Source organism: Streptomyces sp. UF-297 (assembly GCF_058245575.1).
Window position 1 is genome coordinate 1 of the sequence record NZ_JBSIBZ010000052.1, and the last position, 11,014, is coordinate 11,014.

General features: G+C 72.9%; 10 protein-coding genes. 9 read left to right on the forward strand and 1 reads right to left on the reverse strand.

What is annotated here, in order from left to right; genetic code table 11:
* Positions 1-145 precede the first annotated feature (145 nt).
* The 8 genes from fbaA (at position 146) to AC4IJH_RS26140 (ending at position 9,068) form a co-directional block, all read left to right on the forward strand.
* Complete coding sequence (gene fbaA / locus AC4IJH_RS26105) at positions 146-1,168, forward strand: class II fructose-bisphosphate aldolase (protein ID WP_490854301.1); 1,023 nt, start codon at positions 146-148, stop codon at positions 1,166-1,168.
* A 141-nt stretch (positions 1,169-1,309) separates the two neighbouring features.
* Positions 1,310-2,878, forward strand: a complete 1,569-nt coding sequence (locus AC4IJH_RS26110) for an MFS transporter (protein WP_490854302.1) — start codon at positions 1,310-1,312, stop codon at positions 2,876-2,878.
* Positions 2,879-3,111: 233 nt separating this feature from the next.
* Positions 3,112-3,525 (forward strand): DUF3151 domain-containing protein, encoded by a 414-nt coding sequence (locus tag AC4IJH_RS26115; RefSeq protein ID WP_490854303.1) that lies wholly within the window; start codon positions 3,112-3,114, stop codon positions 3,523-3,525.
* A 229-nt stretch (positions 3,526-3,754) separates the two neighbouring features.
* Positions 3,755-4,705, forward strand: coding sequence for a tryptophan 2,3-dioxygenase family protein (locus tag AC4IJH_RS26120; protein ID WP_490854304.1), 951 nt, complete (start codon positions 3,755-3,757; stop codon positions 4,703-4,705).
* A complete protein-coding gene (gene kynU / locus AC4IJH_RS26125; RefSeq protein WP_490854305.1) occupies positions 4,698-6,002 on the forward strand; it encodes a kynureninase in 1,305 nt (434 codons plus the stop codon). The genes AC4IJH_RS26120 and kynU overlap by 8 nt, the downstream gene beginning before the upstream one ends.
* Positions 5,999-6,904 (forward strand): alpha/beta hydrolase family protein, encoded by a 906-nt coding sequence (locus tag AC4IJH_RS26130; RefSeq protein ID WP_490854306.1) that lies wholly within the window; start codon positions 5,999-6,001, stop codon positions 6,902-6,904. Before kynU ends, AC4IJH_RS26130 begins: the two co-directional genes overlap by 4 nt.
* Before the next feature lie 122 nt (positions 6,905-7,026).
* Positions 7,027-8,415, forward strand: coding sequence for a sensor histidine kinase (locus tag AC4IJH_RS26135; protein WP_490854307.1), 1,389 nt, complete (start codon positions 7,027-7,029; stop codon positions 8,413-8,415).
* Positions 8,412-9,068 (forward strand): response regulator, encoded by a 657-nt coding sequence (locus AC4IJH_RS26140; RefSeq protein WP_490854308.1) that lies wholly within the window; start codon positions 8,412-8,414, stop codon positions 9,066-9,068. The genes AC4IJH_RS26135 and AC4IJH_RS26140 overlap by 4 nt, the downstream gene beginning before the upstream one ends.
* A gap of 271 nt (positions 9,069-9,339) precedes the next feature.
* Here the strand turns inward: AC4IJH_RS26140 and AC4IJH_RS26145 are convergent, their stop codons facing one another.
* Positions 9,340-9,645: a hypothetical protein gene (locus tag AC4IJH_RS26145; RefSeq protein WP_490854309.1), complete on the reverse strand. Its 306-nt coding sequence runs from the start codon at positions 9,643-9,645 to the stop codon at positions 9,340-9,342.
* 98 nt (positions 9,646-9,743) lie between these two features.
* Here AC4IJH_RS26145 and AC4IJH_RS26150 point away from each other — a divergent pair, with 98 nt between their 5' ends.
* Entirely contained in the window at positions 9,744-10,955 is a 1,212-nt protein-coding gene (locus AC4IJH_RS26150) for a cytochrome P450 (RefSeq protein WP_490854310.1), read from the forward strand.
* Positions 10,956-11,014 lie beyond the last annotated feature (59 nt).

The following is an 11,014-nucleotide window of genomic DNA, read 5'->3' on the forward strand; positions in this document are numbered from 1 at the left end:
CCCCCCCCCCCCCCCCCCCCTCGCCCGTACTCGGCGGCTGCGCGATGTGGAGCAATCCGCCGAGTCTGGGAAGATGACTACGGCGATGTCGTCGCCCCCTGGTCAGGGCCAAGAACGCAACCCGCACATCACAAGGAGCGGACAGATGCCCATCGCAACTCCCGAGGTCTACAACGAGATGCTCGACCGGGCGAAGGCAGGCAAGTTCGCCTACCCGGCCATCAACGTCACCTCGACCCAGACCCTGCACGCCGCGCTGCGTGGCTTCGCGGAGGCCGAGAGCGACGGCATCATCCAGATCTCCACCGGTGGTGCGGAGTTCCTGGGCGGTCAGTACAGCAAGGACATGGTGACCGGCGCGGTCGCGCTGGCCGAGTTCGCGCACGTCGTGGCCGGCAAGTACGGCATCACCGTCGCGCTGCACACCGACCACTGCCCCAAGGACAAGCTGGACGGCTACGTCCGCCCGCTGCTGGACATCTCCGCGGAGCGCGTCGCCAAGGGCCAGAACCCGCTGTTCCAGTCGCACATGTGGGACGGCTCGGCCGAGAACCTGGCCGACAACCTGGCCATCGGCCAGGAGCTGCTCGCCAAGGCCGCCGCCGCCAAGATCATCCTTGAGGTCGAGATCACCCCGACCGGTGGCGAGGAGGACGGCGTCACCCACGAGATCAACGACGAGCTCTACACCACGGTCGACGACGCGCTGCGCACCGCCGAGGCGCTCGGCCTGGGCGAGAAGGGCCGCTACCTGCTGGCCGCGTCCTTCGGCAACGTCCACGGCGTCTACAAGCCGGGCAACGTCGTGCTCCGCCCCGAGCTGCTCAAGGACCTCCAGGAGGGCGTCGGCGCCAAGTACGGCAAGACCTCCCCCTTCGACTTCGTCTTCCACGGCGGCTCCGGCTCCACCGAGCAGGAGATCGCCACCGCGCTGGAGAACGGCGTCGTGAAGATGAACCTGGACACCGACACCCAGTACGCCTTCACCCGCCCCGTCGCGGACCACATGTTCCGCAACTACGACGGCGTGCTGAAGGTCGACGGCGAGGTCGGCAACAAGAAGACCTACGACCCGCGCAGCTGGGGCAAGCTGGCCGAGGCCGGCATGGCCAAGCGCGTCACCGAGGCCTGCGCGAACCTGCGCTCCACGGGCACCAAGATCAAGTAAGTCCGTACCGCTCCGTACGTTCCGTACCTCCGCTGAAGTACGGCCGCGTACCTCCGCGTACGGCCACGAGGGCCCCGCGTCGTCCCCACGGCGCGGGGCCCTCGCCGTGCGGGAGCCCGCGGCGCCGGGCAAGCTCGCCCTATGAGCGATGCGCCCCCGTCCGGTCCTGCCGGTCCCGCCGACGCGGGTCCCACCGCCCCCGGCGGCATCCGGATGTCCTCGGCGCAGGGCCGCTGGGTCCTGCTGACGGCCGTGCTCGGCTCGGGCATGGCGCTGCTGGACAGCACGGTCGTCAACGTGGCCCTGCCGCGCATCGGCGCCGACCTGGACGCGGACCTGGCCGTTCTCCAGTGGACCGTCAACGCCTACATGCTCACCCTCGCCGGGCTGATCCTGCTCGGCGGCGCCCTGGGCGACCGCTACGGCCGCCGCCGGGTCTTCGTCATCGGCATCGTGTGGTTCGCGCTGGCCTCCCTCCTGTGCGGGCTGGCCCCGAACGCCGCCGTACTGATCGCGGCCCGCGCCCTGCAGGGCATCGGCGGCGCGCTGCTCACCCCCGGCTCGCTCGCCCTGCTCCAGGCGGTCTTCCACCCCGAGGACCGGGCCCGCGCGGTCGGCGCGTGGTCCGGGCTGGGCGGGGTGGCCGCTGCGGTCGGCCCGTTCGTGGGCGGCTGGCTGGTGGACGGCCCCGGCTGGCGCTGGGTGTTCTTCCTCAACGTGCCGCTGGCCGCGCTCTGCGTCCCCGTCGCGATGCGCCACGTACCCGAGACCCGTGACACCGCCGAGCACGGCGGCTTCGACGTCCTGGGCGCGCTGCTCGCCGCGCTGGCGCTGGGCGCCGTCACCTACGCCCTGATCGAGGCGCCCGAACAGGGGGCCTCCCCGGCGGTCGTCGGCACGGCCGTGGCCGGGGCGCTGCTCGCGGTGGCCTTCGTAGGCGTCGAGAAGCGGCGCCCCGACCCGATGCTGCCGCCGGGCATCTTCGCCAACCGCCAGTTCACCGCCGTGAACGCGGTGACGGTGTGCGTCTACGCGGCCTTCGGCGGCTTCTTCTTCCTGGCCGTCCTCCAACTCCAGGTCGTGGCGGGCTACTCGGCCCTCGCCGCGGGCACCGCCCTGCTGCCGACCACCGTGCTGATGCTGCTGTTCTCCGCCCGCTCCGGCGAACTCGGCCAGCGCATCGGCCCGCGCATCCCGCTGACCGTGGGGCCGCTGCTGTGCGCCGCCGGAATGCTGCTGATGACGCGGGTGGGCCCCGGCGCCTCGTACGTCACCGACGTGCTGCCCGCGCTGGTCGTCCTGGGCGCCGGGATGGTGACCCTGGTCGCGCCGCTGACCTCGACCGTACTGGCGTCGGTCGACGTCGACCGCGCGGGCCTGGCCAGCGGCATCAACAACGCGGCGGCGCGGGCCGCGGGCCTGGTCGCGGTGGCGGCGCTGCCGCTCCTGGCGGGTATGGGACCGGACGCCTACCGCTCCTCGGCCGAGTTCGCCGCCACGTTCCGGCGCGCGATGCCGCTGTGCGCCGGGGTGCTGGTGCTCGGCGCGCTGATCGCGTGGCTGACCGTACGGACGGACGCGCTGCGCCCCGACGGCGAGGGCGCGGGCGGCGACGCGGACTCGGGTGAGCGCTGCCACCCGGAGTGCACCTACCACTGCGCAGTGGCATCCCCACCACTGGACCCGGGCGACGCGACCGACCCCCGCTGACCCTCGCGCCGGCTTCTGCCGACCCTCGCGTCGGCCCCTGCTGGCACCCGTGTCGTTCGCTGCCGGACCTGCTGACTCCCCGTCGGCCTCCGTGCCCCCGCCGCCCCCCGGCAGGGCCGTCGCGCACCCCGCCCCCGTACGGAATGCCGCACAAGCCGCGGAACGCCGCCGGAGTGGGGGCCGGGTGCCGGGTGGGCGCATGGAGGGCGGGGCGAGCAGGCAGACTTGGGGGCATGGCCATTCACGAGAACCTGCTCGGGGGACCGCCCCCGACCCACCTGCCCGACGACCCGGAGCCCCGCGAGCTGCTCGCCTCGGGCGCGGCCCCCGCGGACGTCGCGGCGAAGTACCCGACCTCCTCCCTGGCCTGGGCGCAGCTCGCCGACGACGCCTTCCAGGCCGGCCGGACCGTCGAGTCGTACGCCTATGCCCGTACCGGCTACCACCGCGGCCTGGACTCGCTGCGCCGCGCCGGCTGGAAGGGCCACGGCCCCGTCCCCTTCGAGCACGAGCCCAACCGCGGCTTCCTGCGTGCCCTGCACGCCCTCGCCCGCGCCGCGCAGGCGATCGGCGAGCAGGAGGAGTACGAGCGCTGCACCCAGTTCCTGCGCGACTCCTCCCCGACGGCGGCGGACACCCTCTCCTGACGGGCCGCACCACAGCCGGGCAGGACGGCGGGGCCCCGCGCACCGCACCTGACGTACGGCACTCCCGAGGGCCGGCCGCATGATCGCGGTCGGCCCTTGCGTGCCTTGGGCGCAGCACGGATGATGCCAGTGGGCCGGGAGTTCCGCGCCCGAGGGGACCGGGGCTCCCGAGCCGACAAGGAAGGGGCGGACCGCTACCCGGCAGATCCGCAGCAGCGAGGAGTCCCTCATGTCGCAGCAGTCGACGCCCTCCGCCGTGTCCCCCGACGCGGAGCCGGCCGCCCGCGCCACCGACGGCCAGGAGGCGGTGTGCCCGCTGTCCGGCGCCGCACCGCGGGGCAGTGGCCCCGCCCCGCAGGACGGTGAACTCGCGCCCGACCTGAGCATCGGCAGCAAGACCACCACTCCGTACGAGGACTACGTCCAGGCGGATGTGCTCACCCACCTCCAGCACCCGCTCTCCGACGACCCCGGCGAGATGGTCTTCCTGGTCACCACCCAGGTCATGGAGCTGTGGTTCACGGTCATCGTCCACGAGTGGCACACCGCCTGCCGGGCGCTGCGCAGCGACGACATACCCGTCGCCATGGACGCGCTGAAGCGTTCCGCCTACGAGCTGGAGGCGCTCACCGCGTCCTGGAAGCCGCTCGCCCGGCTGACGCCCGCCCAGTTCAACGCCTACCGCTCCGCGCTCGGCGAGGGCTCGGGCTTCCAGTCCGCGATGTACCGGAAGCTGGAGTTCCTGCTCGGCGAGAAGTCCGCCTCGATGCTCGTACCGCACCGTGGCGCGCCGCGCGAGTACGCCGAGCTGGAGAAGGCGCTGCAGGAGCCGAGCCTGTGGGACGAGGTGCTGCGGCTGCTCGCCCGCCGCGGCTACGACATCCCCGCCGCCGTACTGGAGCGCGACCCCGCCCTGCGCTACGAGCCCGACCAGGGCGTCGAGGCGGTCTGGGCGCAGATCTACGCCGGCCCGCAGGAGAGCGAACTCACCCGCCTCGGCGAGCTGTTGACCGATATCGCCGAGCAGGTCTGGCGCTGGCGCAACGACCACCTGGTGGCCACCCGGCGCGCGATGGGCGCGAAGATGGGCACCGGCGGCTCGGCGGGCGTGGCCTGGCTGGAGAAGCGGGCGCGCAAGACCGTCTTCCCCGAGCTGTGGACGGCCCGCAGCTATGTCTGAGCCGTACGCGGACAAGCCGGAACCGTACGCGGACAAGTCCGAGTCGTACGCGGACAAGGGCGGGCGGCAGGCGCACGGCGACCTCGCCGCCGAGGCCCGACGCCTCGACGCCGCCGACGAACTCGCCGCGGTCCGCGAGCGTTTCACTCTGGACGACACCGTCTATCTGGACGGCAATTCCCTGGGCGCGCTGCCCCGCTCCGTCCCCGGCCGCCTGGCCGACGTCATCGCCCGCGAGTGGGGCGAGCTGCGCATCCGCTCCTGGACGGAGTCCGGCTGGTGGCAGGCGCCCGAGCGGATCGGCGACCGCATCGCCCCGCTGATCGGCGCGGCCCCCGGCCAGGTCGTCGTCAGCGACTCCACAAGTGTCAATGTTTTCAAGGCGGTTGTGGCCGGTGTACGGATGGCGCAGGCGCGCGGGGACGGCGCGGCGCGGCGCGAGGAGATCCTCGTGGACGCCGCCACCTTCCCCACCGACGGCTATATCGCCGAGTCCGCGGCCCGTATGACCGGCTGCACGCTGCGCGCCGTGGACGCCGCCGACCTCCCCGCCGCGGTCACCGAGCGCACCGCGCTCGCGCTGGTCAACCACGTCGACTACCGCACGGGGCGCCTCAACGACCTGCCCGGCACCACCGCCGCGCTGCACGCCGCGGGCGCGCTGGCCGTGTGGGACCTGTGCCACAGCGCGGGCGCGCTGCCCGTCGGCCTGGACGCGCACGGCGTCGACCTCGCGGTGGGCTGCACCTACAAGTTCCTCAACGGCGGCCCCGGTTCGCCCGCCTACCTCTACGTACGCCACGGCCTCCAGGAGCACTTCGACTCCCCGCTCCCGGGCTGGAACTCGCACGCCGTCCCCTTCCGGATGGACCCGGTCTACGCCCCGGCCGACGGCGTCGTACGCGGCCGTGTCGGCACCCCGGACATCCTGTCGCTGCTCTCCCTGGAGGCGGCGCTTCAGGTGTGGGACGGCGTGCGGCTCGCCTCGGTGCGCGCCAAGAGCCTGGCGCTGACCGACTTCTTCCTCACCTGCGTGGCGGCGTACGTGCCCGAGGGCCGGGTGCGGTCGGTGACCCCGCGCGAGCACGCGGCGCGCGGCAGCCAGGTGGCGCTGCGGTGCGCGGACGCCGCCGAGGTGATGGCGGAGCTGATCCGGCGCGGGGTGGTCGGCGACCTGCGCCACCCCGATGTACTGCGCTTCGGCTTCACCCCGCTCTACACCTCCTTCGCGGACACCGAGCGGGCCGCGCGCGTGCTGGCCGAGGTACTGGCGGAACGGGCGGGCGAGGGCGGATGAGCACGGACGGGCGCGAGCGGAGCGACCGGGACGACCGGGACTTCCGGGACGACCGGCGTGACCGGGACGACCGGCGGGCACGGATCGCGGCGGCCGAGGAGGCCGCGCTGTTCGGCCTCGCGCCCGTACCGCCGGACAAGACGGTGTCCTACGGCGACCACCCGGACCAGGTGATCGACCTGTACGGCGCCGCGCATGCCCCGGTGACGGTCGTCCTGCTCCACGGCGGCTTCTGGCGCGCCGCCTACGACCGCCGTCACCAGTCCCCGCTCGCCGCCGAGCTGGCCCGGCACGGCCTGTCCGTCGCGCTCGCCGAATACCGCAGAGCGGGCGCGGGCGGCGGCTGGCCGCAGACCCACCAGGACGTCCTGGCGGCCCTCGGGGCGGCGGCCAGGGCGACGGGCGGCGGGCGGGTGGTGGCCGTCGGCCACTCCGCGGGCGGCCACCTCGCCCTGATGGCGGCCGCCCACCCCGGCGCCGTCGACGCCGCCGTCGCCCTCGCGCCCGTCGCCGACCTGGCCCGCGCCCACGAGCTGGGGCTGAGCAACGGCGCGGTGGCGGAATTCCTGGAGCTGGACGCCGAACACGCCGAGAACACAGAGAACACAGAGAACACAGAAAACACAGAGAACGCAGAGAACGCAGAAGCCGCCACCGCACCGGCCACCGCCGCCCGTATCGCCGCCGCCGACCCCCTGTGCCACCCGCCCGCCCCCGGCCTGCCCGTCACCGTCCTGCACGGCAGGGAGGACCTGGACGTCCCCGTGGACCTCTCGCGCCGGTACGCCGCCGCGCACCCCGCCGTCGCCCTCGACGAGCTGCCCGACACCGGCCACTACGCCGCCATCACCCCCGGCACGGCCGCCTTCCGCACCCTGCTGGCCGCCGTACAGGGCGAGTGACAGGCACGATGGCAGGCCGGGTGACGGGCCCTTTACCGTCCCACGTAGTACTTGAGGCGGACCTTCACAGATCCCCACTGCGCCGGACGCCGCCCGCGTCCGCCCTGCTTACCGTTGTAGATGTGAACGACACGAGCCAGACGCAGAAGACCTCGCTGCACTCCGAGGCCCGGATAGCCAGCGGCGCGCTGCAAGGACTGCGCCGGGACCTGTTCGTCGACGCCTTCGCCTTCCGCCCGCTGCCACCGCTGGACGACGCCCAGCTCGCCGCCCGCCTGCCGTGGCTGCCCGCGCGGGCCCGCCGGTACGTGCGCTGGACGCCGCACGCCCTGGTGAGCTGCTTCTCGGCGCTGGTCCTGATGGTGACGCTGGTGGAGAGCCTCTCCCACGGGCCGGTGGTGGGCCTTCTGCTCGGCGGCTTCTGCCTGGTCTTCGCGCTGACACCGGTGATGACGCTGTTCCGCCCGGTCGGCGCCTTCTGGGTCTCGTTCGCCGCCCTCGCCATCGCCTTGATCGCATCGGCCGGATTCCGTGACGGCTACGTCGACGGCTACCCCTACGGCTCCGACAGCCGCTGGGTCACGATGGTGGCAGCCGTGCATCTGGCCGTCATGGCGCTGACCGTGCTGCGCACCCGCCCCCGGATGGCCCTGGAGATGTGGCTGGTCACCTTCGCGGGCGGTGCCCTGTTCAGCATCGTGGGCGGTGCCCGTCCCAGCGGGGTGGCGGCCTATGCCGTGTACGGCGCCGTCCCGCTGATCCTTGCCGCCGCCATCCGCGCCTGGCGCCAGGAGCACCAGCAGGTCGTGAAGACCCAGACGGTCACCGCCGAGGAGCGCTCGCGGCGCACCCTGCTGGAGGAGCGCGCCACCATCGCCCGCGAGCTGCACGACGTCGTCGCGCACCACATGTCCGTCATCGCCATCCAGGCGGAGGCCGCGCCCTACCGCGTCAAGGACACCCCGCCGGAGCTCGCCCGCTCCTTCACCACCATCCGGGAGAACGCGGTGGCCGCGCTGACCGAGCTGCGCCGCATCCTCGGTGTCGTACGCGCCGACCCGGACGCCTTCGCCGACGCCGACCCAGAGGCCCCGCAGCCCACCCTCGCCAGCCTCGACTCGCTGCTGGAGAGCGTGCGCGGCGCGGGGCTGGGCGTCGAGGCGGTGGTCACCGGCGCGCGGCGGCCGCTGCCGCAGGGCGTGGAGCTGTCCGCGTACCGCATCGTGCAGGAGGCGCTGAGCAACGCGCTGCGCCACTCGCCGGGCGCCGAGGCCCGGGTGGAGATCTCCTACGTGCTGGGCGGGCTGGGCGTACGGATCGTCAACGGGCGGCCGAACCGGCTCGCCAAACCCTCCCCGGGCGCCGGGCACGGCGTGCTGGGGATGCACGAGCGGGTGGGCATGCTGGGCGGCGAGATGACCAACGGGCCGACCGACGACGGCGGTTACGAGGTCGCGGTCTTCATCCCGGTCGCCCCCGCGCCGGCCGCGGACACGGAGGTGGACGCATGATCCGGGTACTGATCGTGGACGACCAGGTGATGGTCCGCGAGGGGTTCTCCGTACTGCTCGGCGCGATGCCCGACATCGAGGTGATCGGCGAGGCGGTGGACGGCCGCGACGCGGTGGCCAAGGTCGCGGCGCTGCGGCCCGATGTGGTCCTGATGGACATCCGGATGCCGGAGGTCAACGGGCTGGAGGCGACCCGCGAGATCGTCGCCGCCGACGCGGACGCGAAGGTGCTGGTGCTGACCACCTTCGACCTGGACGAGTACGTCTACCAGGCGCTGCGGGCCGGGGCCAGCGGCTTCCTGCTCAAGGACGCCTCGGCGGGCCAGCTGGCCGAGGGCGTACGGATCGTGGCGAGCGGCGAGGCCCTGCTGGCGCCCACCGTCACCAAGCGCCTCATCGCGGAGTTCTCCAAGCTCGGCACGACCCGCGCGCCCACCCAGGAGCGCATCGGCGACCTCACCGAACGCGAGACCGAGGTCCTGGTCCTGGTCGCCCAGGGCCTGTCCAACGGCGAGATCGCCGAACACCTCGTAGTCGCCGAGTCCACGGTCAAAACCCACGTCAGCCGCATCCTGGTCAAACTCGGCCTGCGCGACCGCACCCAGGCAGCGGTCTTCGCCTACGAGGCCCGGCTGGTCACACCGGGAGGCTGACGCGGGGGGCGCCGGTTCACAGCGCGGCGAAGTCGTCCTCGGCCCGCAGCAGGGTCTCTCTGGTGATCACCACGATCCGCTCGTAGTCGGCGCACCCTGCGTCGGGCGGCAGTTTCCCCCGGGTGAGGCGGAGGGCGCGGACAGCTCACAACCCTGGGCGTACGCCTGCGTGATGACTCGATGCTCATTTTGATCAACTGCATTGCAGATTCCGAAGACCGGCCTCCGCGCTGCGGTACAACTCTCCTGCGGAACGGCGCATTTCGTCGCGCTATAGCTCCAATTCGGCTCGCTGAAGGCGCATTTCCTTGCGTTGCAGCCGGATTTCCTTGCGCTGGAGCGTGGTCTCGGCGCGCTGCAGCCGCAGGGCCCTGGCCATGTAGAACAGGACCGGTACGGCGCTGGAGGCCGCGGCCGCGCCATAGGCCTGACCCGCCGCCGACGTGGGGGAACGCCGCTTGCCGCGAGCCGTGGTGATCTCCAGTGGGAACGGCCGGGTGGAGTGGGCTCTCCATGAGGCCGCCTGTTCGGGTGTTCCGCTTCTTGCGTGGGGTCGCTGGTGCCCGTATGCCCTCATCGCGGCATGGAATCTCGCCGCGGGAAGCACCGCCGGGCGTGCCGGCGGTGGAATTCCCCCTTCCCGGAAGGGGAGTTGGCCGAATACTCTCCAGGGATATGAGTGCCGTCGCCGGCTTCGCACCGTGGTCACCGACGTTCATCGCCGACCCGTATCCCGTCTACGACGTAATGCGGGCGCGCGGCAGGGCGCATTTCTTCCACCCCACCGACCAGTGGCTGATCCCCCGCTACGAAGACGTCGCGGCGCTGTTGCGGGACCGGCGGCTGGGGCGGACGTATCTGCATCGCTTTACGCACGAGGAGTTCGGGAAGCGGCCGCCGCCGCGCGGGCACGAGGCGTTCCACGTGCTCAATGACAACGGGCTGCTGGAGCTGGAGCCGCCGGATCATCCGCGGGTGCGCCGCCTGGTCTCCAAGGCGTTCACCCCGCGTACGGTGGCCGAACTGGCGCCCACCGTCCGGCGGTTGGCCGACGAGCTGGCCGAGGCGTTCGTCGGCGAGGGCGGCGGTGATCTGATCGCGGCGGTCGCCGAGCCGCTGCCGGTCGCGGTGATCGCCGAGATGCTGGGCATCCCGCCGCGGGACCGCGCGCTGCTGCGCCCGTGGTCCGCGGACATCTGCGGGATGTACGAGCTGAACCCGGGCGAGGAGGCGGCGGCGCGGGCCGTTACGGCCTCGCTGGAATTCTCCGCGTATTTGCGGGAGTTGATCGCCCGGCGCCGGGCCGAGCCCGGAGCGGACCTGATCAGCGGGCTCATCCAGGCGTACGACCAGGGGGAGCGGCTGAGCGAGCAGGAGATGGTCTCCACCTGCGTCCTGCTGCTGAACGCCGGGCACGAGGCGACGGTGAACACCACGGGCAACGGCTGGTGGGCGCTGTTGCGGCACCCCGGGCAGCTGGCCGCGCTGCGGGCGGACCCCGCGCTGCTGCCCACCGCCGTGGAGGAGCTGCTGCGCTACGCCACCCCGCTCCAGCTCTTCGAGCGCTGGGTGCTGGACGACATCGAGGTCGGGGGCACCGTCATCCCCCGCGGCGCCGAGGTCGCGCTGCTCTTCGGCTGCGCCAACCGCGACCCGGACCGCTTCGCCCGCCCGGACGAGCTGGACCTGACCCGCCGCGACAACCCCCACCTCAGCTTCGGCGCCGGCCTGCACTACTGCCTGGGCGCGCCGCTCGCCCGCCTCGAACTGGCCGCGTCCTTCGGCGCGTTGCTGCGCCGCGCGCCGCGCCTGCGGCTGACCGCGGAGCCCGAGTGGAAGGATCATTTCGTGATCCGCGGGCTGAGGGGGCTGCTGGTGGAGGTGTGAGGTCCCGCAGTGGGCCGTCGTGCGCACCGACCGCTGCCCACAGGGTGTGGACAGCGGTC